The sequence below is a fragment of the Variovorax sp. 22077 genome, from assembly GCF_052044195.1.
GTDB classification, from domain to species: domain Bacteria; phylum Pseudomonadota; class Gammaproteobacteria; order Burkholderiales; family Burkholderiaceae_C; genus Variovorax; species Variovorax atrisoli.
Window position 1 is genome coordinate 1 of sequence record NZ_JBQEQC010000008.1, and the last position, 20,273, is coordinate 20,273.

The window sequence follows — 20,273 nt, forward strand, 5'->3', positions numbered from 1 at the left end:
CCTTCCTGGCCAAGCTGGTCAACTGGGACTTCGCCGCCAAGAACTTCGGCTGATCGACCGTCGATCAGTCGTTGATCAGGTTCAGGATGTTCCCGTCAGGGTCCTTGAACCACGCGACCTTCATGTCGCCCATGACATGGAGGTCGCCCACCAGCTTCGCATGAGGCATGTCGTAGTGCTCGAAGCGCACGCCCCGCGACTTCAAAGCCTCCACGACCCGCTCGATGTCGCCGTCGACCGACCACGTCACGGCCGTCGCCTGGTTGGTGCCCGCGAACTGCGAGCGATACACGTTGATGCGCGTGTTGCCGCTGCGGTAGACGACGACCTCGTCGCCCTCCTCATCGACCTGGGCCAGGCCCAGCGTGTCCTCGTAGAAGCGGCGGGCCACGGCGAGATCCTTCACCGCGAGGTTGGCCACTGCGTTGATGTTTCCGAGCATGCGAGTCTCCTGCAAGGCCCGCCACGGCATCGAGCGGCGCCGGGCGAGCCAAAAATACTCAACCATGCGGTGCAGTATTTGCGTCGGAGAGGGGCCTGTCAAGGCATCGGAAAATGGGGGCCCCGCGAGTCGATACGTGCCCCATCGCGAATGAAGAAATCCTTCTTACGCGGCTTCCGGCACACTGCACCCCAGGTGCAGTGACGGCACGGGCAACGGCTGCAACCCCATCTACTTCGACAAAGAGACAACCCATGATCCGCAGACACTTCGGCAAGCTGGCCGCATCGACGGCCCTTTCGCTGGCACTCCCCCTGGCCTTCACGGCCACCGCCCACGCACAGGCCACCGCCTATCCCAACAAGCCCGTGCGCATGATCGTGCCCTTCCCGCCCGGCGGCGGCACCGACATCCTGGCGCGCCTGGTGGCCCAGAAGCTCACCGAGGCCAAGCACTGGACCGTGGTTCCCGACAACCGCGCGGGCGCCGGCGGCACCATCGGCATCGCCGAGGCCGCGCGCGCCGCGCCCACCGGCTACGACATCGTGATGGGCCAGAAGGACAACATGGTCGTGGCGCCCTGGCTCTACAAGAACCTGAGCTACAGCCCGGTGAAGGACTTCACGGCCGTGGCCCACGTGGCCTACACGCCGGTGGTGATCGTCACGCAGGCCAACTCCAAGTTCAAGACGCTCGACGACGTGGTGAAGGCCGCGCGCGCCGCGCCCGACACCGTCACCTACGGCTCGCCCGGCAACGGCACCACCATCCACCTGGCCGGCGAGATATTCAACAGCGCCGCCAAGATCAAGATGCGCCACGTGCCCTACAAGGGCTCCAACGCGGCCATGATGGACGTGCTCGCGGGCAACGTCGACCTGATGGTGTCGTCGGTGCCCTCGGCCATGGCGCAGATCAAGGCCGGCAAGCTGCGTCCGCTGGCCGTGACCTCGGCCAGACGCAGCACCTCGCTGCCCGAGACGCCCACCGTGGCCGAGCTTGGCTACAAGGACTTCGACGTGAGCACCTGGTACGGCCTCTTCGTGCCCGCCGGCACGCCGAAGGAAGTGGTGACCACGCTGAACGCCGAAGTCAACAAGCTGCTGGCCACGCCCGAGATGAAGGCGGCCATCATCGCCCAGGGCGCCGAGCCGCAGAGCATGACGCCCGAGCAGTTCGGCGCGCTGCTGAAGACCGACTACGAGAAGTGGAAGGGCATCGTGCAAGCCTCGGGCGCGACAATCGAATAAGCCTTCGCGTCGCAGAATGGTGTCTCCCGAACAGGCCGCAACGACGGCATGGAGACACCGATGGTTCCTTCGCTTCCATTGAAGACGGCCGCCCTCGCGGCGGCCGTCGCCCTCTTCCAGGGCTGCGCGCAGACACCTGCCGCGCAGAAACCTTCGGATGCCACCGTCGCCGCGCACGTCGCGGCAGCCACCAGGGCCGCGGGCACCGACCTCGGGCCGCTGTTGTCGCTGTGCAAGCCCGCTCCCGCCGCGCGCCCGCCCCAGGAAGAGCTCGACAAGGGCCTGCCCCTGCTCATCAACAGGCCCGCGCCGCCTCCGGCCAGGGCCTTCGACAACCTCTACTTCGTGGGCGCCGACTGGGTCAGCGCCTGGGCCATCAAGACCTCGGACGGCATCATCCTCATCGATGCGCTCAACAACCAGGTGGAAGCGGCCGCGCTCATCGAAGGCGGCATGCGCAAGCTGGGCCTCGACCCCGCGCAGATCAAGTACGTGATCGTCACGCACGGCCACGGCGACCACTACGGCGGCGCGCCCTACCTCGCGCAGAAGTACCGCGCGCGCGTGGTGATGAGCGATGCCGACTGGACGATGACCGAGACCAGGCTGGAATTCGCCACGCCGATCTGGGGTGCGCCGCCCAAGCGGGACATCTCGGTGAAGGACGGCGACCGCGTCACGCTGGGCGACACCACCGTCACGCTCTATCTCACGCCGGGCCACACCATGGGCACGCTGTCGCCGGTGTTCGACGTGAGCGAGAACGGCAGGAAGCACCGCGCCATGCTCTGGGGCGGCACGGGCTTCAACTTCGGCAAGGACATTCCGCGGCTGGACAACTACATCGCGTCCACCAAGCGCATGGATTCGATCGTGAAGGCGCAGAACATCGACGTGATGCTGTCGAACCACTCGAACGTCGACAGCTCGCAGGCCAAGATGGCCGCGCTGCGGCAGCAGCCGGCAGGCGCCGCGAACCCGTTCGTGATGGGCACGCCGACGGTGGAGCGCGCGCTGGGCGTGATGGGCGAATGCGCGCAGGCGCAGCGCGACAGGTTTGCGATGCAGTAGCAAGCAGCATCTTGGGCATGTGCCGCGCCCCGATGGCTGCACTCCCTCTCCCCTCGGGGAGAGGGAACAAAGCCCCCCGGGCGGCCTCAGTCCGGCACGAACTTGCGATTGAAGACGTCCACGTCCGCCACGTCCTCGAACGTCACCACCTGCCCCATCTTCCCGTCGCTCATGCGGCAGGCCGAGAACAGGCTGTAGCGCCCCTTGAAGCCGAACTCGTTCATCACGATCAGCGCATAGGGGTACGGCACGAACACCTGGTGCTCGAACACGATGCGGTGCAGGTTGCGCGGCGAGGGAAAGAGCTTGTACTCGCCGGTATCGATGGCCTGGGCGGTTGCCATGAGGTCGCTCGCCTTCCGCTCAGTCGGGATCGCGCACGTCGGCCACGGGCTTCGCACCGAAGTCCGCGCGCGCCAGGTACTTCAGCACCTTGGCCGCCGCGGTGGCGGGGCTGTCGAGCATGCCTTCGTTCTTCATCTTCTCGAAGCGCGTGCGGTCCGGAAACTTCTCGGCCGAGGCGCCGCGCAGCTGCACCTGCATGTCGGTATCGATCACGCCGGGTGCCAGCGAGACGATGCGCGCACCGTTCGGCGCATTGGCCTCTTCCAGCGCCACGGCGCGCGAGAAGTGGTCCATGCCGGCCTTCGCGGCGCAGTACGGCGCTTGGCTGCCCATGGCGTTGCGGCCCAGGCCCGAGGAGATGTTCAGCACCTTGCGTGCGCCGCGCCATTCGCGCGTGGCGCCGAGGAACGCCGCCGTCAGCAGCATCGGCGCTTCCAGGCCGATGCGCAGCGCCTGCGACAGCTCGGTTTCCACCGCGCGCGACAGCGGCGCCGGATTGCCGACCGTCCCGGCGTTGTTGATGAGCGTGACGCTGTCGAAGCGCTGCGCATCGACGGTTCTGAGCCACGCCGACAGCCGCTCGGCTGCGGCGACGGGATCGGACAGGTCCTGCTCCCATTGCGTGAGTTCGGCGCCGGCGGCCTTGGCCGCTTCGGCCAGCGCGGGCGACTGCTTGCGCGAAATGCCGATCACCGTGTGGCCGGCCTGCAGCAGCTGTTCGGCCATGGACTGGCCCAGGCCGCGCGAGGCGCCGGTGATGAGGGTGAGGTGGGAGGTGGACATGGAGATGGGGGTGAGACAGGAAACAAAGCCGTGAGCTTAGGCGATGCGAAGAAGTCAGGTGGGACTCGCGGTTGAACCTGCTGCCATGGCCTCGCGGTCCTTTGCCAGTAGCCGACGCCGGCTTTGGAGATGTCCTTTTAAATGGACAAAGTTGCTCTTATTCCTCAAAATGTGGCGTATGCAGGACAAAATTAGGCTTCCTACAGAACTTGGACAGGCCATCAAGCGCGTGCGAAAAGAAGGCCGCCTGAAGGCGACCGACATCGCTGCCCGATCGGGCCGCGCGCGCAATGTCCTCTACCGTCTGGAACGCGGGGAAGACGTCACACTGGCCTCGCTCTTCGACATCCTGCGCGCCATGGATCTCACGATCCGCCTGGAGCGACTTGGCATGCCGACTTTGGAGGAAGTCACCGAGCGTTTCGCACAGGACGAGGACGGCGATGCTTCCTGAAAAGATCAGGCAGCTCGACGTCGAGATCGCCAGCACGCCCGCAGGGCAGTTGCTCAGGCACTCGGTCTATGAGTTCCGATACCTCGATGGCCGTGCGGATCAGCCCGCGGTCGCGCTCCTCATGCCGCCGACCCGGCCTACATACCAGGACGGCGACCTGTTCGCCGTCATGGACCAGAACCTGCCCGAGGGCGACCTGTACCTGCGCCTGCGTGCGATGTTCCCCAAGCAGCAGCTCACCCCGATGCACCTGCTCGCGGTGGTTGGCTCCAACGGTATCGGGCGGCTGGGCTTCCGGCTGCCGGGAGCTCAGCCACTTGCGGCGCCACGGACCATCGACCGCAAGACCTTGCTGCAGACCCGCTACACGCCCGAGGTCTTCGACGAGCTGGTGCGGGCGTATCTGAGCACGGGTGCAGGCATTGCCGGCATGCAGCCGAAGATCATGGTGCCGGACCGGGTCACCCTCCCGGTGCCCACGATCATCGTGAAGGCCGCCGCACCCTCCTATCCGGGCCTGTCGGCCAACGAGTTCATGTGCCTGACCGCCGCCAGCCACGCCGGCATCGAGACACCCACCTTCGATCTCTCGGACGACGGGCAACTGCTCCTGGTCGACCGGTTCGACATCGCGGCGGACGGGTCGCGCATCGGATTCGAGGACATCGCGGCGTTGATGAACCTCCGGGTACGCGACATCCAGTCCGACCGGAAGTACCACGGGAGCTACCAGCGCATCGCCGAGCTGATGCAGTACCTCCAGCTGCCCGGCGAGAACCTTGCGCGCTTCTTCGAGCAGGTGGCCTTCAGCATCATGGTGCGCAACGGCGACGGCCACCTCAAGAACTACGGATTGCTGTACACCTCGACGGCGGACTGCCGCCTCGCACCCATGTTCGACGTGGTGACCACCGCGATCTACAGGTACACGCGCTATGAGGGCGGGCCCGAACTGGAAGACCGCACGCTGGCGCTCAAGCTATTCGCCGGCAAAGGCCACACCAGGGCCTATCCGACGACCGAGGAGCTGCTGCAGTTCGGCAGCAAGGTGTGCGGGGTCGCCAAGCCCGCCATCGTTCTCCAGCGGATAGCGCAGGGAATGCAAAAGGCGCTGGACCAGGCACGCGGTGACCAGCGGATCCCGAAAGACCTGCTGGCGAGGATGCGAGAGACGTGGACCGACGGGATGATCCACGCCAAGACCCGGTAGCCGCCGGATGCGCGGAACTCTTCCGCTCGAATACCGAAGGCGGCTCTAGCGGAACTGCTTTCTCAGGAAGTTCCGATGCCGCGCGATGTGCTGCATCTGCGCCGGCGCGATGGTGCCGCCCAGGTCGACCTCGTCCGCGCCGTTGAGCACCGCGTTGGCATTGGCCATGGCACGCGCCACCACCTCTTCCTCGCTCACGCCGAGCTGCGCTGCGAGGTCGAGCGCCACGCGGCGCATCGCGCGCTGCGAGAGCATCCACATGGCGCCGAAGCGGTCCCACGCAAGCGCGGCTTCCTCGGCCTTCTCGCGGTCGGCGAGGATCTCGTTGAGCGGCTTGGCCAGCACGGCGTCGAGCGCCTCGATCTTCTCGGTGAGGGCCTCGTTGCGTGCGATGGCTTCTTCCAGCGTGGGGCCGGCGCTTTCGGGAAGGGCCTTGGGCTGCTCCGGGGGCGGGATGAATGCGGCCTCGGCGTTCGCGGGCACGATCTGGAGCTTGTCGGAAAGTTGGGTCATGGTCTTTGTGCCTGGGTTGTCGCCGGCTGGCTCTTCCTGTTCGACATGGCGGTCGCGCGCAGGCCCGGAAGGTCGAGCACGCGCAGGCCGCCGTATTCCACGCGGATCAGCCCCTGCGCCGACAGCGCGTTGAGCGCCTCGTTCACGCGCTGGCGCGAGAGGCCGACCAGGTAGGCCAGCTCCTGCTGCGTGATCCGCAGGACTTCGCCCACGCCCGGGTACAGCACCGGGTTGAAGAGCGACACGAGGTTGCGCGCCACGCGCGCGTCGGGGTTGTTGAGCCGGTCGATCTCGAGTGCGGCGATGAACTGGCCCAGCCGCTCGTTGAGCTGGTTCATCACGAAGCGGTTGAAGCCGATGGAGTGGTCGAGCAGCCAGTGGAAGCTTTCGGTCGGCAGCCCGGCGATGAGGCTGCGCCGCAGCGCCTGGATGTTGTAGCGGTAGGGCTCGCGCTTCATCACCGTGCCCTCGCCGAACCAGCCGCCGGGCGGCACGCCGGTGTAGGTGACGGAACCGCCGTCGGCGTTGTCGTTGCTCATCTTCAGCAGGCCCTCGACCACGCCGAACCAGTAGGTGGGCGAGCGACCGACGCGGCACACCAGGTCGCCGGGCTCGGCCTCGCCGACCACCAGCGCGGCTTCGGCACGGCGGCGCTCGGCGGGCGTGAGGGTCGAGAGCCAGGGAATGCCGGCCAGCTCTTCCGCATTGGCTGCGCGCACCCGGTCCCTGATGGTCGAACCGCCGAGCGCGCTGTGGGTGGGATGGCCGTGAGGCATCGGGAAACTCCGGGGAGTAGTGTCCCTAGGATTGTCGTTGGAACGACAAGCGGGCGTCAAAGTGAGTCCTACGATCCGCCCACTGTGCAAACACCCGCCCCCACCTTTCCCCGTCTGCTGCTCGCGCACGCCGAGGCCCGGCCCGAGGCCCCCGCCATGCGCGAGAAGGACCTCGGCATCTGGCAAACCTGGAGCTGGAGCGCCGTGGCGCAGGAAGTGCGCGAGATCGCCTGCGGCCTCGCGAGCCTGGGCTTCAAGCCCTTCGACAACCTCGCGATCGTCGGCGCCAACCGGCCGCACCTGTACATGTCGGCGGTCGCGGCGCAGAGCCTGCGCGGCGTGCCCGTGCCGCTGTACCAGGACGCGGTGGCCGGCGAGATGGTCTTCATGCTGCAGGACGCCGACATCGAGTTCGTGATCGTCGAAGACCAGGAGCAGGTCGACAAGCTGCTCGAATGCCGCGAGCTGCAGCAGGGCGGGCAGCCGGGCATCCGCTACATCGTCTACGACGACCCCAAGGGCCTGCGCCACTACGACCAGCCCGGGCTCATGAGCTACGAGCAGCTGCGCGCGCTGGGCCGCGAGTTCGACAAGTCCAACGTGGGCCACTACGACCGCGCGGTGGCCAGCGGCGAAGCCACCGACGTCGGCGTGATCCTCTACACCTCCGGCACCACCGGCCGTCCCAAGGGCGTGTGCCAGACGCACGCGAGCTTCATCGCGGCGGGCCGCGGCGGCGTGCAGACCGACAGGCTCGGCCCCGGCGACAACATCATGAGCTACCTGCCGATGGCGTGGGTGGGCGACCACCTGTTCTCGGTGGCGCAGTGGCTGGTGGGCGGCTTCACGCTCAACTGCCCCGAATCGTCGGAAACGGTGATGAACGACATGCGCGAGATCGGCCCGAGCTACTACTTCGGTCCGCCGCGCACCTTCGAGGGGCTGCTCACGGCCGTGTCGATCCGAATGGAGGACGCCGCCGCGCCCAAGCGCTGGCTGTACGCGAAGTTCATGGCGCTGGCGCAGCGCGTGGGCGCGGACATCCTCAACGGCGCACCGGTGAGCACGGGCGACCGGCTGATGTACCGCCTGGGCGACCTGCTGATCTACGGCCCGCTGCGCAACGTGCTGGGCATGAGCCGCATCCGCGTGGCCTACACCGCAGGCGCGGCCATCGGGCCCGACCTGTTCCGCTTCTACCGCTCCATCGGCGTGAACCTGAAGCAGTTCTACGGCCAGACCGAGACCTGCGCCTATGTGTGCCTGCAGCAGGACGGCAAGGTCAAGCTGCAGACCGTGGGCACGGCCGCGCCGGGCATCGAGCTGAAGATCGCCGACGACGGCGAGGTGCTGGTGCGCGGGGTGTCTGTGCTCAAGGAGTACTACAAGCGCCCCGACGCCACCGCCGAGGTGCTGGATGCGAACGGCTACTTCCACACCGGCGACGCCGGCGTGCTCGACAGCGAGGGCCACCTGCGCATCATCGACCGCGCCAAGGACGTCGGCCGCCTCGTGGGCGGCGCGATCTTCGCGCCCAACTACATCGAGAACAAGCTCAAGTTCTTCCCGCAGATCAAGGAGGCCGTGTGCTTCGGCAACGGCCGCGACGAAGTCTGCGCCGCCATCAACATCGACTACGAGGCCGTCGGCAACTGGGCCGAGCGCCGCGGCCTGGCCTACGGCGGCTACGTCGACCTGGCCGGCAAGGCCGACGTGCTCGCGCTGGTGGCCGAGTGCATCGCCAAGGTGAACGCCGACCTCGCCGCGGAAGACGGCATGGGCGAGACGCAGATCGCCCGCTTCCTGGTGCTGCACAAGGAGCTCGACCCCGACGACGACGAACTCACCCGCACGCGCAAGGTGCGCCGCGGCTTCATCGCGGACAAGTACGCGGTGCTGGTCGATGCGCTCTACGGCGGAAAGGCCGAGCAGTTCATCGAAACCCAGGTCAAGTTCGAGGACGGACGCACGGGCTCGGTGAGCGCCACGCTGAAGATCATCGACGCGAAGCGCTTTCCACTGGTCAAGGCGGCCGCATGAACGCGCACAACCACACCGAGGCCTCCATGCTTGCAACAACGACCCGGGGCGGCCGCAAGGACGGCGAGGTCATCCTCGACGTGCAGAACATCTCCCTGAGCTTCGGCGGCGTGAAGGCGCTCACCGACATCAGCTTCAACGTGCGCGAGCACGAGGTGCGGGCCATCATCGGGCCGAACGGCGCGGGCAAGAGCTCGATGCTGAACTGCATCAACGGCGTGTACTGGCCGCAGCAAGGCTCCATCACCTTCCGCGGCAAGACCTTCAAGCACATGAACTCGCGCCAGGTGGCCGAGATGGGCGTGGCGCGCACCTTCCAGAACCTGGCCCTCTTCAAGGGCATGAGCGTGCTCGACAACATCATGACGGGGCGTAACCTCAAGATGAAGAGCGGCCTGTTCGCGCAGGCGCTGCGCTGGGGACCCGCCGAGCGCGAGGAGCTCGCGCACCGCGAATTCGTCGAGCACATCATCGACTTCCTCGAGATCCAGGCGCACCGCAAGACGCCCGTGGGGCGCCTGCCCTACGGCCTGCAGAAGCGCGTCGACCTGGGCCGCGCGCTCGCGATGGAGCCGCAGGTGCTGCTGCTGGACGAGCCCATGGCCGGCATGAACGTGGAGGAGAAGCAGGACATGAGCCGCTTCATCCTCGACGTGAACGACGAGTTCGGCGCCACCATCGTGCTGATCGAACACGACATGGGCGTGGTGATGGACATCTCCGACCGCGTGGTGGTGCTGGACTACGGCAAGAAGATCGGCGATGGAACGCCCGACGAGGTGCGCAACAACGAAGACGTGATCCGGGCATACCTCGGCGTGGAGCACTGACGTGGCAGCACACGAGCGCTCCCCGTCTTGCCCCCTCTCCCGCTTGCGGGAGAGGGTTGGGGTGAGGGCCGACGGCCTCGCTACCTTCAGCGGTTTTTCCAACGTCGCCTGCCCTCACCCCCGCCCTCTCCCGCAAGCGGGAGAGGGAGAAAGAAACTGACCATGGGCTTTTTCCTCGAAACCCTCTTCGGCGGCCTGATGGTCGGCATGCTCTATTCGCTGATCGCCATCGGCTTCGTGCTGATCTACAAGGCTTCCGGCGTCTTCAACTTCGCGCAGGGCGCGATGGTGCTCTTCGCAGCGCTGGCGATGGCGCGCTTCGCCGAGTGGTTCCCGCAGTGGTTCGGCTTCCAGAGCCAGATCCTCGCCAACATCCTGGCCTTCGTCGCGGCCATGGCGGTGATGGTGGTCGTGGCATGGCTGATCGAGCGGCTCGCGCTGAGCAGGCTGGTGAACCAGGAAGGCATCACACTGCTGATGGCGACGCTGGGCATTGCCTACTTCCTCGACGGCATGGGCCAGACCATCTTCGGCAACGACATCTACAAGATCGACGTCGGCATGCCCAAGGAGCCGCTGATGGTGCTGGAGAACACCTTCCAGGGCGGCCTGCTGCTGAGCCAGGAAGACCTGATCGCCGCGCTGGTGGCGGCCGGACTCGTGGTGGTGCTGGCCATCTTCTTCCAGAAGACCGCCACCGGCCGGGCCCTGCGCGCGGTGGCCGACGACCACCAGGCCGCGCAGTCCATCGGCATTCCGCTCAAGCGCATCTGGGTGATCGTGTGGTCGGTGGCCGGCTTCTCTGCACTGGTGGCCGGGATCATCTGGGGATCGAAGCTGGGCGTGCAGTTCTCGCTGTCGCTGGTGGCGCTGAAGGCGCTGCCGGTGGTGATCCTGGGCGGGCTCACTTCCATCCCGGGCGCGATCATCGGCGGCCTGCTGATCGGCGTGGGCGAGAAGCTCTCCGAGATCTACCTCGGGCCGATGTTCGGCGGCGGCATCGAGATCTGGTTCGCCTACGTTCTCGCGCTGGTGTTCCTGCTGGTCCGTCCGCAAGGCCTCTTCGGCGAAAAAATTATTGATCGCGTATGAAATACGAGATCAACAGTTTTTCGGTGCAGGCCAACTTGCGAAGCAAGTTAAGCGAAGCGGGCCGGAGCCAAAAGATCATCGATCGGGTCTGAAAATGTTCTACAGAGAAAACGGCCAATTCAAGTCGAGCTACCGCGCCGACCAGCAGATCTTCCCGATCGCGCAGGACCGCTTCGCGATCCTGGCGCTGCTCGTCGTGGCCTTCGTGGTGGTGCCGCTGAGCGTGTCGGACTACTGGATGCGCGCGATCCTCACGCCCTTCCTCATCCTGTCGCTCGCCGCATTGGGGCTGAACATCCTGGTGGGCTACTGCGGGCAGATCTCGCTGGGCACCGGCGCCTTCATGGCGGTGGGTGCGTACGCGGCCTACAACTTCCAGGTGCGCATCGACGGCATGCCGCTGATCGCGTCGCTGCTGCTGGGCGGGCTGTGCGCCACTGTCATCGGCGTGCTGTTCGGCATTCCCAGCCTGCGCATCAAGGGGCTGTACCTGGCCGTGGCCACGCTGGCGGCGCAGTTCTTCACCGACTGGGCCTTCCTGCGCATCCAGTGGTTCACCAACAACTCTTCCTCCGGCTCGGTGAGCGTGGCGGGGCTCAACGTGTTCGGCGTACCCATCGAGTCGCCGGCGCAGAAGTATCTTTTCTGCCTGGTCTTCGTGTCGGTGTTCGCGCTGCTCGCAAAGAACCTGGTGCGCAGCGCCATCGGCCGCGAGTGGATGGCGATGCGCGACATGGACGTGGCGGCCGCGGTGATCGGCATCCGCCCGGTGTACGCCAAGCTCACGGCCTTCGCGGTGAGCAGCTTCATCGTCGGCGTGGCCGGCGCGCTGTGGGGCTTCGTTCACCTCGGCGCGTGGGAGCCGGCGGCCTTCAGCATCGACCGCTCGTTCCAGCTGCTGTTCATGGTGATCATCGGCGGGCTGGGATCGATCATGGGCTGCTTCTTCGGCGCCGCCTTCATCGTGCTGCTGCCGCTGTTCCTGAACCAGCTGCCCGCATGGCTGGGCTTCTCGATTTCCACCGCGCTCGCCTCGCACCTGGAGACCATGATCTTCGGCGCGCTGATCGTGTTCTTCCTGATCGTGGAGCCGCACGGCCTCGCGCGGCTGTGGTCCACGGCCAAGGAGAAGCTGCGGCTGTGGCCCTTCCCGCATTGACGAGTTCCGTTCGTAGAAACCCGGCACCGAGGTGCCCACAAAGGAGACAGGCATGAAACTCAAATCGCTCGCTCTGACCGCCGCCCTGGTGGCCGGCACCCTCGGCGCCGCGCTCGCGCCATCCGTGGCCGGTGCGCAGGCCAAGGAGCAGTTCTTCCCGCTGCTGGTGTACCGCACCGGCCCCTACGCGCCCAACGGCACGCCCTGGGCCAACGGCAAGCAGGACTACATCAAGCTGGTCAACGCCAACGGCGGCATCAACGGCGTGAAGATCGCGTACGAGGAGTGCGAGACCGGTTACGCCACCGACAAGGGCGTGGAGTGCTACGAGCGCCTCAAGGGCCGCCCGGGCGTCGCGCTGTTCGACCCGCAGGCCACCGGCATCACCTTCGCGCTGACCGACAAGGTGCCCACCGACAAGATCCCGCTGATCACGCTGGGCTACGGCCTGGCCGCCTCGCAGGACGGCGGCGTCTTCAAGTGGAACTTCCCGCTGATGGGCTCCTACTGGACCGCGGCCGACATCCTGATCCAGCACATCGGGAAGAAGGAAGGCGGCATGGACAAGCTCAAGGGCAAGAAGATCGCCCTCGTGTATCACGACTCGCCCTTCGGCAAGGAGCCGATCCCGCTGCTGCAGGAGCGCGCGAAGCAGAACGGCTTCGAGCTCTCGCTGATCCCGGTGACCGCGCCGGGCGTGGAGCAGAAGTCGGCCTGGCTGCAGGTGCGCCAGCAGCGCCCCGACTTCGTGCTGCTGTGGGGCTGGGGCGTGATGAACTCCACCGCCCTGAAGGAGGCCGTTGCCACCGGCTACCCGCGCGAGAAGATGTACGGCGTCTGGTGGGCCGGCGCCGAGCCCGACGTGAAGGACGTGGGCGCGAACGCCAAGGGCTACCACGCGCTGGCGCTGAACACCTCGGGCACCGAGCCCAAGGTGATCCAGGACATCCTCAAGCAGGTGCACGACAAGGGCCAGGGCACGGGTCCGAAGGAAGAAGTGGGCTCGGTGCTCTACACGCGCGGCGTGATCATCCAGATGCTGACCATCGAGGCCGTCAAGCGTGCGCAGGAGCGCTTCGGCAAGGGCAAGGTCATGACCGGCGAGCAGGTGCGCTGGGGCATGGAGAACCTCGCGCTCGACCAGAAGAAGCTCGATGCGCTTGGCTTCTCGGGCGTGATGCGGCCGGTGAGCACCTCGTGCCAGGACCACATGGGCTCGACCTGGGCGCGCGTGCACACCTGGGACGGCGCGAAGTGGGGTGACATGTCCGACTGGTACCAGGCCGACGAGCAGATCATCAAGCCGATGGTGAAGGCCGCCGCCGACAAGTACGCGGGTGAGAAGAAACTGACCCGCCGCGAAGCGGCCGACTGCCAGTCTTGAGCTGACCCCCAGTCTTCGCGCACTTCGTGTCGCTTCGCCAACCCCCTGGCAGGGGGCAACACCTGCGGCCCGGCATAGCCGGTTCCGCGGTGTTCCCCGAAAGGAGGTGGGCCAAGCGGGCATCCGAAAGAACGGCATCGCGTCGGTTCTTTCGAATGCTTCGGACCACACCATGAGCGAATCCAACATCCTCCTCAACGTCAACGGCATCGAGGTCATCTACAACCACGTGATCCTGGTGCTCAAGGGCGTGTCGCTGACGGTGCCCGATGGCGGCATCGTGGCGCTGCTCGGCGGCAACGGCGCGGGCAAGACGACCACGCTGCGCGCGGTGAGCAACCTGCTGGCGGGCGAGCGCGGCGCGGTCACCAAGGGCACCATCGAGCTGCGCGGCGAGCGCATCGAGGCGCTCTCGCCGGCCGAGCTGGTCAAGCGCGGGCTGATCCAGGTGATGGAAGGCCGCCACTGCTTCGCCCACCTGACGATCGAGGAGAACCTGATGACCGGCGCCTACACGCGCACCGACGGCAAGGCCTCGGTGCAGCAGACGCTGGAGAAGGTGTACGCGTACTTCCCGCGCCTGAAGACGCGCCGCACCTCGCAGGCGGCCTACACCTCGGGCGGCGAGCAGCAGATGTGCGCCATCGGACGCGCGCTGATGGCCAATCCGACCATGGTGCTGCTGGACGAGCCCTCGATGGGCCTGGCGCCGCAAATCGTGGAGGAAGTGTTCGAGATCGTGAAGGACCTCAACGCCAAGGAGCGCGTGACCTTCCTGCTGGCCGAGCAGAACACCAACATGGCGCTGCGCTACGCCGACTACGGCTACATCCTGGAGAACGGCCGCATCGTGATGGACGGCGAGGCGAAGAGCCTGCGCGAGAACGAGGACGTGAAGGAGTTCTATCTCGGTGTCGGCGGCGCGGACCGCAAGAGTTTCCGCGACGTAAAGAGCTACAAGCGCCGCAAGAGGTGGCTGGCTTGACCGTTCCAACGTTTTCGCCGCGTTGCCGTTCGGGGCGCGATCACGCCGACGGGGTGCCTTGCTCCGCGAATGTCCCCCGCCCTTCGGGCTCCTCCTTTTTTATTTCGCTGCGCAAGGCACCCCATCGACGTGATCGGTTCGGAGCTCTGGTTCATCGGCCGCACACCGACAGCGTGTCTCGTGCACAGGGTACCGGGTGCTCCCCGCAGCGAAATAAAGGAGGAGGCCGCAGGCCGGGGAACATTCGCGGAGGGGAGTACCCGGTGGCCTGTGCACGCACCCTGAACACATCAGCGTGGTTGAAAAACCGAATTGCAAGACAAAGGGTACGGACATGACCGACCACTACGACAAGCTCGAGATCCGAGACCCCGCCGAACGCGAACGCGACCTGCTAGCTGCGCTGCCGAAGCAGATCGCGCAGGCACAGACCGCGGCTCCCGCCTTCGCGAAGATCCTCGACGGCGTGAAGCCCGGCGACGTCACGACGCGCGAAGCGCTCGCGAAACTACCGGTCACGCGCAAATCGGAATTGCTCGAACTGCAGAAGGCTCGCCGCGCGGACGACCCGTTCGGCGGCTTCTCGTCGATCGTGCGCGGCCCGCGCATGCCGCGCGTGTTCGCGAGCCCCGGCACCATCTACGAGCCCGAGGGCGAGGCGCGCGACTACTGGCGCACCGCGCGTGCGCTGCATGCGGCGGGCTTTCGCAGTGGCGAGCTGATCCACAACAGCTTCAGCTACCACATGACGCCCGCCGGCTCGATCATGGAAAGCGGCGCGCACGCCATGGGCTGCACCGTTTTCGCGGGCGGCACCGGCCAGACCGAGCAGCAGCTCGAGGCGATGGTGGACCTCAGGCCCGAGGGCTACGCGGGCACGCCGAGCTTCCTCAAGATCCTGCTGGAGAAGGCCGAGGAGAAGAACCTGAAGCTGCCCTGGCTGACCAAGGCACTCGTCTCCGGCGAAGCCTTTCCGCCGAGCCTGCACGACTGGATCGCGGCGCGCGGCGTGAAGGGCACGCAGTGCTACGCGACCGCCGACCTGGGCCTCATCGCCTACGAGACCAGCGCGCGCGAGGGGCTGGTGCTCGACGAGGGCGTGCTGGTCGAGATCGTCCGCCCCGGCACCGGCGACCCGGTGCCCGACGGCGAGGTCGGCGAGATCGTCGTCACCACCTTCAACCCCGACTACCCGCTGGTGCGCTTCGGCACCGGCGACCTCTCGGCCGTGCTGGCGGGCACCTGCCCCACGGGCCGCACCAACAAGCGCATCAAGGGCTGGATGGGCCGGGCCGACCAGACCACCAAGGTGCGCGGCATGTTCGTGCACCCCTCGCAGGTGGCGGAGATCGCGAGGCGCTTTCCCGAAGTGCAGCGCGCACGGCTGGTCGTCTCGGGCGAGACGGGCGACGACAGGATGACCCTGCAGCTCGAATGCGCGGACGCGGCTCCTGAAGGACTCGAAGCGCGCGTGGGCGAGGCGATCCGCGAGGTGACCAAGCTGCGCGGGGAGGTCGTCGTCGTGGGCGCGGGCTCGCTGCCCAACGACGGCAAGGTGATCGAGGACGCGCGCAGCTACAAGTAGCGGCGGTACAGCCCGCGCGTGGTGGCACGCGTGAGCACCACCGTGAGCACCGTGTAGACCAGCACGAGTGCCAGCGCGAAGCCGACGAGGCTGCCCGCGCTGTTGAAGCCGTGCAGCCAGACCGCCATCGCCAGCCATGCCAGTGCGGCCGCGATGCACAGCAGCTGCACCAGCACGAAGGCCAGCACCGACGCTCCCACCGCCCTGAACGGCCGCACCCGCGAGAAGACCGGCGCGGCGCCGAGCCATGCACCCCAGAACGCGAGCCCGAAGGCCGCGAGCGGCGGCACCACCCAGGCGACCAGCAGCGCGGGGCCGTCGAGGCCTTGCGTCATGGAACTCCAGCGGCTCACCGCGGCACCGCTCCACATCTGCAGCGACGCGAACACCGAGGCAGCCACCAGCGCCACCGCGCGGCGCGGCGGTGGTCCTTGCAGCGACTCGTCGGCCTGCACGTCTGCCGATCCGGCACGGGCGCCCCTGAGCGCGATCCAGGCCGAGAGCCAGATGCCCAGCACCAGCACGATCAACTGGGCCATGGACTGCAGGAACATGAACACCGGCATCGCCGCGCGCATCGAGGTGTAGCCCAGCGATTCATGAAAGCGCCCGCCCGGCATGAAGAGCAGCTGCAGGTCGTAGAGCAGCGGGCTCAGCGCGTAGAAGTTCAGCAGCAGCACCACGAGGTAGGCTGCGGCATAGCGGATACGCGGCTGCGGCAGCCGCGCCACGCTGACGGCGCCGTGCCTTTCGAGCGCATTGCGCCCGTGGCTCCACGCCATCGCGGCGGCCAGCACCCAGCCCATCGCGATGCTGCACACCATCGGGATCCAGACGCCGGGCAGCGCATAGGCGCTGCGCAGCTGCTCGGCCTCGGGCGAGTCGGGCCAGAGCTGGGCGGCCATGTTGACAAGCATCATCGCGGCATCGATGGCAACGGTGATGAGCGCGAGATCGCGCGGCAGGCGAAGTGCCTGCGGCTGGAGGGAGGTCGCCGTCATGGAGGAAATACTTTCGCCTTTCACGATGCAGGGCGCGGCCTGTGCGGCGGAGTCCTGCGGAAAGGCGAGCGTATCGGATGGCGGCGTGCGCCCCCTGTAGGCTCAGTGCGCGAGTGCGGCTTCGCCGGACTCCTGCGGCTCGGGTCCGATGTAGACCGACTGCGGGCGGATCAGCCGCCCCTTCTTCACCTGCTCGCGCGCATGCGCCACCCAGCCGCTCACGCGGCCGGCCGCGAACACGCAGGTGAAGCTCTCGCGGCCGAAACCGAGGGCCTCCAGCAGCAGCGCGGTGTAGAACTCGACGTTGGTCTCCAGCGCGCGGCCCGGCTTCTTCTCGCGCAGGATGGCGAGCGCGGCCTGCTCCGCCGCCTCGGCCAGCGCGAAGCGCGCCGCGTTCACGCTGCCCTCCTCGCCGAGCCGCCCCAGCGCGCCCTTGAGCGCGTCGGCACGCGGATCGCGCACGCGGTAGATGCGATGGCCGAAACCCATCAGCCGCTGGCCTTCCGCCACCGCCTGCTCCAGCCACGCGCGGGCGTTGGCGGCACTGCCGATGGCATCGAGCGCGTCGAGCACCGGCCCGGGTGCGCCGCCGTGCAGCGGCCCCTTCAGCGCGCTGATGCCCGCGAGCACGGCCGATGCGAGCCCCGCTCCGGTCGATGCGACCACGCGCGCCGCGAAGGTCGATGCGTTGAGGCCGTGGTCGCACACGGTGACCAGGTAGGTGTCGAGCGCGGCGCTCTGCGCGGGCGTGGGCGAGCGGCCATGCAGCATGCGAAGCATGTCCGCGGCGTGCGGCAGCGCCTCGTCGGGCGCCAGTGCAGGCACGCCGATGCGCCAGCGCATCACGGCGGCGGTGTAGACGGCCGGCGCGGCAACGAGGCGCAGCGCGGTCGGCAGGTCGTCGCCATCGGGCAGGCACGCCATCAGTGCGCGCACGGCCTCGATAGGCGGCATGCGGCGCAGCAGGGCGTCGTCGTTCGGCTGCAGCAGCTCGAAGGCCTCGCGGCGCGCGCGGCCGATGGCGCGGCGCAGCGCCGAGGCGGCAGGCAGGGTGTCGAAGAAGCCCTCGAAGAGCAGGTGCACCACGTCCTCGTAGCGCCAGCGCTGCGCGATCTCGTCGAGTTCATGGCCGCGGATCACCAGCCGGCCGGCCCCACCATCCACCTCGGACAGCACGGTATGCGCAGCCACCACGCCTTCGAGGCTGCCATCGTCGTTGTTCATCGCTCTTTGCTCCTGGTTGTCACGATGGCATCAATTCTGGTCGGATGGATATTGACGTCAATCTTGATTTATTCTGTCAACATGACCATCAAGAAGACCCCGCCGCTGTGGCTTCCGGCGGCCGATGCGCTCGAACTGATGCAGGTGCGTCCTCAGACCCTCTACGCGAGCGTGAGCCGCGGCCGCATCCGCGCCAAGACCGACGCGGCCGACCCGCGCCGCAGCCTCTACCACCGCGACGACGTGCAGCGCATCGCCGCACGCGCGAGAGGCAGGCGCAGCGTCGAGACGGTGGCGAGCGAGGCGATCCAGTGGGGCGAGCCGGTGCTGCCATCCGCGGTATCGACAGTGGCAGATGGACGGCTGCTGTATCGCGGACAGGACGCCTGCGAACTCGCAGCGCACGCCACGCTGGAAGACGTGGCGGGGCTGCTGTGGCAAAGCGCGCCGCCGCGCTTCCACACCGCCGCCTCGCCTTCCGATGCGCAGGACTCGCATGAACACCCCTTGGAGGCCGGACTGCTCGCGCTGGCAACGCGCGCCGGTTCGGACCTGCCCTCGCGCGGCCGCTCGGCAGGCGTGTTGCAGGCCGAGGCGGCAGCGGCGATCGGCGCACTGGCCGATGCCATGCTGCGCACCGCACCGCCGCGGGCCGACACGCCGATGCACATGCGGTTGGCCGCCGCATGGCGCCGTCCGCGCGCGGCCGACGACCTGCGCCGCGCGCTCGTGCTGCTGGCAGACCACGAACTCAACGCCTCGACCTTCGCGGCACGCGTGACCGCATCCACCGGTGCCTCGATGGCGGCCTGCCTGCTCACGGGGCTTTCGACGCTGACGGGTCCGCTGCACGGCGGTGCTTCCGCCGCGGTACAGGCGCTGATGCGCAATGCGGCCGCCGTCGGCACCGAAGCCGCCGTGCGCGAATGGCTCTCGCACGGACGGCCGCTGGCGGCGTTCGGGCATCCGCTCTATCCGGCGGGCGATGCACGCTGCGCTGCCCTGCTGGAGAACATCGCGCTGCCGCCCGAATTCGCGCAGCTGCGCGAGACCGGCGAGAAGCTGTTGGGCGAGGCCGTGAACATCGACTTCGCGCTTGCCGCGCTCGCAGCCGTGCACAAGCTGCCGGCCGGCGCTCCGCTCACGCTCTTCGCGCTCGCGCGCAGCGTGGGATGGACCGCGCACGTGCTCGAACAGCAGGCCGCAGGCCATCTGATACGCCCCCGCGCGCGCTACACGGGCCCGCTGCCCGCCACGGCGCAAGCGGCACCGGTCAGTGCGCCACCGGCTCCCGCGCGTGCTCGAAGAGCTTCGTCATCTCGCGGTTGAAGGCCGGAATGTCGTCGGGCTTTCGGCTGGTGACGAGCTTGCCGTCGACGACGACCTCCTTGTCGCTCCACTGCGCGCCCGCGTTCTTCAGGTCGGCCTGCAGCGAGGGCCACGAGGTCATCTCGCGGCCCTTGACACCGCCGGCGTCGATCAGCGTCCATGGGCCGTGGCAGATCGCCGCGATGGGCTTGCCGGACTCGACGAATGCACGCACGAAGGCGACCGCCTTCTCGTCGATGCGCAGCGTGTCGGGGTTCACGACGCCGCCCGGCAGCAGCAGCGCGTCGAAGTCGTCGGGCCTGGCGCTCTTGAGCGGCACATCGACCGTGAAGCTGTCGGCCGGATCGTGATGGTTCCAGCCGCGCACGCTGCCCTGGGCGGGCGAGACGATCCGCGTCCGCGCGCCGGCGTTGTCGAGCGCCTTGCGCGGCTCGGTCATCTCGACCTGCTCGAAGCCGTCGGCCACGAGGATGGCGACCTTCAATCCATCGAGCGACGAGGACGATGCCGTGGTGGTCGATGCAGTGGTCGATGGGGTGGTCGATGGGGTGGTATTGGACATGGGTGGAATCTCCTTTTGAAGCTTCACCCTAGGTCTGCCCCGTGCAGCCCGCATCGTCCGTCGCCGGCTCCGCCTGTCGGACAGTTCGACAGCCGGCAATCTTCCCTTACGAAGAGTGGGCCTGCGCGCCACTTGCCGCTGCTTGTCGAGGCCTGCGAGGCAGGGGTTCGAACGCCCTCCGCACGCCCCGCCACGGTGCGCAAGACGGCCTTCGGCTAAGGGCTATTCGCTATAGGTC

The 20,273-nt window shown here is 67.5% G+C and carries 20 protein-coding genes; 12 read left to right on the forward strand and 8 right to left on the reverse strand.

The window, feature by feature from the left end; translation table 11 throughout:
* Positions 1-64 precede the first annotated feature (64 nt).
* Positions 65-442 (reverse strand): VOC family protein, encoded by a 378-nt coding sequence (locus ACTJLF_RS13335; protein ID WP_132754183.1) that lies wholly within the window; start codon positions 440-442, stop codon positions 65-67.
* A gap of 254 nt (positions 443-696) precedes the next feature.
* Here ACTJLF_RS13335 and ACTJLF_RS13340 point away from each other — a divergent pair, with 254 nt between their 5' ends.
* Positions 697-1,692, forward strand: a complete 996-nt coding sequence (locus tag ACTJLF_RS13340) for a tripartite tricarboxylate transporter substrate binding protein (RefSeq protein WP_132754185.1) — start codon at positions 697-699, stop codon at positions 1,690-1,692.
* 60 nt (positions 1,693-1,752) lie between these two features.
* Entirely contained in the window at positions 1,753-2,763 is a 1,011-nt protein-coding gene (locus ACTJLF_RS13345; RefSeq protein ID WP_132754187.1) for an MBL fold metallo-hydrolase, read from the forward strand.
* A gap of 86 nt (positions 2,764-2,849) precedes the next feature.
* On the opposite strand, the gene ACTJLF_RS13350 is transcribed toward ACTJLF_RS13345, so the two are convergent.
* On the reverse strand, positions 2,850-3,107 hold the full coding sequence (locus tag ACTJLF_RS13350; RefSeq protein WP_019657701.1) for a hypothetical protein: 258 nt from the start codon (positions 3,105-3,107) through the stop codon (positions 2,850-2,852).
* Between the two features lie 19 nt (positions 3,108-3,126).
* Positions 3,127-3,891 carry an SDR family NAD(P)-dependent oxidoreductase gene (locus ACTJLF_RS13355; RefSeq protein ID WP_132754189.1) on the reverse strand — a complete coding sequence of 255 codons (765 nt, stop codon included), beginning with the start codon at positions 3,889-3,891 and terminating at the stop codon, positions 3,127-3,129.
* Positions 3,892-4,069: 178 nt separating this feature from the next.
* Here ACTJLF_RS13355 and ACTJLF_RS13360 point away from each other — a divergent pair, with 178 nt between their 5' ends.
* Both ACTJLF_RS13360 and ACTJLF_RS13365 read left to right on the forward strand, forming a co-directional pair.
* Entirely contained in the window at positions 4,070-4,345 is a 276-nt protein-coding gene (locus ACTJLF_RS13360) for a helix-turn-helix domain-containing protein (RefSeq protein WP_309936448.1), read from the forward strand.
* Entirely contained in the window at positions 4,335-5,555 is a 1,221-nt protein-coding gene (locus tag ACTJLF_RS13365) for a type II toxin-antitoxin system HipA family toxin (protein ID WP_132754191.1), read from the forward strand. The genes ACTJLF_RS13360 and ACTJLF_RS13365 overlap by 11 nt, the downstream gene beginning before the upstream one ends.
* A 45-nt stretch (positions 5,556-5,600) precedes the next feature.
* Here ACTJLF_RS13365 and ACTJLF_RS13370 read toward each other — a convergent pair whose 3' ends face one another.
* Both ACTJLF_RS13370 and ACTJLF_RS13375 read right to left on the reverse strand, forming a co-directional pair.
* Positions 5,601-6,068: a hypothetical protein gene (locus ACTJLF_RS13370; protein ID WP_132754193.1), complete on the reverse strand. Its 468-nt coding sequence runs from the start codon at positions 6,066-6,068 to the stop codon at positions 5,601-5,603.
* Entirely contained in the window at positions 6,065-6,844 is a 780-nt protein-coding gene (locus tag ACTJLF_RS13375) for a Crp/Fnr family transcriptional regulator (RefSeq protein WP_019657698.1), read from the reverse strand. The genes ACTJLF_RS13370 and ACTJLF_RS13375 overlap by 4 nt, the downstream gene beginning before the upstream one ends.
* Positions 6,845-6,928: 84 nt before the next feature.
* On the opposite strand from ACTJLF_RS13375, the gene ACTJLF_RS13380 reads away from it, so the two are divergent.
* From ACTJLF_RS13380 to ACTJLF_RS13410, 7 genes are all read left to right on the forward strand, one after another.
* A complete protein-coding gene (locus ACTJLF_RS13380) occupies positions 6,929-8,884 on the forward strand; it encodes an AMP-dependent synthetase/ligase (RefSeq protein ID WP_440883241.1) in 1,956 nt (651 codons plus the stop codon).
* Entirely contained in the window at positions 8,881-9,714 is an 834-nt protein-coding gene (locus ACTJLF_RS13385) for an ABC transporter ATP-binding protein (RefSeq protein ID WP_019657696.1), read from the forward strand. Before ACTJLF_RS13380 ends, ACTJLF_RS13385 begins: the two co-directional genes overlap by 4 nt.
* A gap of 162 nt (positions 9,715-9,876) precedes the next feature.
* Positions 9,877-10,806 carry a branched-chain amino acid ABC transporter permease gene (locus ACTJLF_RS13390; protein ID WP_019657695.1) on the forward strand — a complete coding sequence of 310 codons (930 nt, stop codon included), beginning with the start codon at positions 9,877-9,879 and terminating at the stop codon, positions 10,804-10,806.
* 94 nt (positions 10,807-10,900) lie between these two features.
* Positions 10,901-11,965 carry a branched-chain amino acid ABC transporter permease gene (locus tag ACTJLF_RS13395; RefSeq protein WP_019657694.1) on the forward strand — a complete coding sequence of 355 codons (1,065 nt, stop codon included), beginning with the start codon at positions 10,901-10,903 and terminating at the stop codon, positions 11,963-11,965.
* A gap of 52 nt (positions 11,966-12,017) precedes the next feature.
* Entirely contained in the window at positions 12,018-13,349 is a 1,332-nt protein-coding gene (locus tag ACTJLF_RS13400) for an ABC transporter substrate-binding protein (RefSeq protein WP_019657693.1), read from the forward strand.
* Between the two features lie 172 nt (positions 13,350-13,521).
* Positions 13,522-14,334 (forward strand): ABC transporter ATP-binding protein, encoded by an 813-nt coding sequence (locus tag ACTJLF_RS13405; RefSeq protein WP_132754199.1) that lies wholly within the window; start codon positions 13,522-13,524, stop codon positions 14,332-14,334.
* Between the two features lie 334 nt (positions 14,335-14,668).
* A complete protein-coding gene (locus tag ACTJLF_RS13410) occupies positions 14,669-15,919 on the forward strand; it encodes a phenylacetate--CoA ligase family protein (RefSeq protein WP_126183800.1) in 1,251 nt (416 codons plus the stop codon).
* On the opposite strand, the gene ACTJLF_RS13415 is transcribed toward ACTJLF_RS13410, so the two are convergent.
* Positions 15,910-16,920 carry a hypothetical protein gene (locus ACTJLF_RS13415; RefSeq protein WP_019657690.1) on the reverse strand — a complete coding sequence of 337 codons (1,011 nt, stop codon included), beginning with the start codon at positions 16,918-16,920 and terminating at the stop codon, positions 15,910-15,912. The two genes, ACTJLF_RS13410 and ACTJLF_RS13415, sit on opposite strands and share 10 nt — an antisense overlap.
* Positions 16,921-17,022: 102 nt before the next feature.
* On the reverse strand, positions 17,023-18,144 hold the full coding sequence (locus ACTJLF_RS13420; protein ID WP_440883242.1) for a citrate synthase/methylcitrate synthase: 1,122 nt from the start codon (positions 18,142-18,144) through the stop codon (positions 17,023-17,025).
* Positions 18,145-18,225: 81 nt separating this feature from the next.
* Here ACTJLF_RS13420 and ACTJLF_RS13425 point away from each other — a divergent pair, with 81 nt between their 5' ends.
* On the forward strand, positions 18,226-19,473 hold the full coding sequence (locus tag ACTJLF_RS13425) for a citrate synthase (RefSeq protein WP_440883243.1): 1,248 nt from the start codon (positions 18,226-18,228) through the stop codon (positions 19,471-19,473).
* Here the strand turns inward: ACTJLF_RS13425 and ACTJLF_RS13430 are convergent.
* Positions 19,418-20,035, reverse strand: coding sequence for a type 1 glutamine amidotransferase domain-containing protein (locus ACTJLF_RS13430; RefSeq protein WP_440883244.1), 618 nt, complete (start codon positions 20,033-20,035; stop codon positions 19,418-19,420). The two genes, ACTJLF_RS13425 and ACTJLF_RS13430, sit on opposite strands and share 56 nt — an antisense overlap.
* Positions 20,036-20,273 lie beyond the last annotated feature (238 nt).

Coding starts and splice junctions, on each gene's coding strand:
- ACTJLF_RS13365 (WP_132754191.1), top strand. CDS start 4,335: ATGCTTCCTGAAAAGATCAGGCAGCTCGACGTCGAGATCGCCAGCACG.
- ACTJLF_RS13360 (WP_309936448.1), top strand. CDS start 4,070: ATGCAGGACAAAATTAGGCTTCCTACAGAACTTGGACAGGCCATCAAG.
- ACTJLF_RS13400 (WP_019657693.1), top strand. CDS start 12,018: ATGAAACTCAAATCGCTCGCTCTGACCGCCGCCCTGGTGGCCGGCACC.
- ACTJLF_RS13410 (WP_126183800.1), top strand. CDS start 14,669: ATGACCGACCACTACGACAAGCTCGAGATCCGAGACCCCGCCGAACGC.
- ACTJLF_RS13415 (WP_019657690.1), bottom strand. CDS start 16,920: ATGACGGCGACCTCCCTCCAGCCGCAGGCACTTCGCCTGCCGCGCGAT.
- ACTJLF_RS13430 (WP_440883244.1), bottom strand. CDS start 20,035: ATGTCCAATACCACCCCATCGACCACCCCATCGACCACTGCATCGACC.
- ACTJLF_RS13355 (WP_132754189.1), bottom strand. CDS start 3,891: ATGTCCACCTCCCACCTCACCCTCATCACCGGCGCCTCGCGCGGCCTG.
- ACTJLF_RS13390 (WP_019657695.1), top strand. CDS start 9,877: ATGGGCTTTTTCCTCGAAACCCTCTTCGGCGGCCTGATGGTCGGCATG.
- ACTJLF_RS13420 (WP_440883242.1), bottom strand. CDS start 18,144: ATGAACAACGACGATGGCAGCCTCGAAGGCGTGGTGGCTGCGCATACC.
- ACTJLF_RS13425 (WP_440883243.1), top strand. CDS start 18,226: ATGACCATCAAGAAGACCCCGCCGCTGTGGCTTCCGGCGGCCGATGCG.
- ACTJLF_RS13395 (WP_019657694.1), top strand. CDS start 10,901: ATGTTCTACAGAGAAAACGGCCAATTCAAGTCGAGCTACCGCGCCGAC.
- ACTJLF_RS13345 (WP_132754187.1), top strand. CDS start 1,753: ATGGTTCCTTCGCTTCCATTGAAGACGGCCGCCCTCGCGGCGGCCGTC.
- ACTJLF_RS13405 (WP_132754199.1), top strand. CDS start 13,522: ATGAGCGAATCCAACATCCTCCTCAACGTCAACGGCATCGAGGTCATC.
- ACTJLF_RS13370 (WP_132754193.1), bottom strand. CDS start 6,068: ATGACCCAACTTTCCGACAAGCTCCAGATCGTGCCCGCGAACGCCGAG.
- ACTJLF_RS13375 (WP_019657698.1), bottom strand. CDS start 6,844: ATGCCTCACGGCCATCCCACCCACAGCGCGCTCGGCGGTTCGACCATC.
- ACTJLF_RS13385 (WP_019657696.1), top strand. CDS start 8,881: ATGAACGCGCACAACCACACCGAGGCCTCCATGCTTGCAACAACGACC.
- ACTJLF_RS13350 (WP_019657701.1), bottom strand. CDS start 3,107: ATGGCAACCGCCCAGGCCATCGATACCGGCGAGTACAAGCTCTTTCCC.
- ACTJLF_RS13335 (WP_132754183.1), bottom strand. CDS start 442: ATGCTCGGAAACATCAACGCAGTGGCCAACCTCGCGGTGAAGGATCTC.
- ACTJLF_RS13340 (WP_132754185.1), top strand. CDS start 697: ATGATCCGCAGACACTTCGGCAAGCTGGCCGCATCGACGGCCCTTTCG.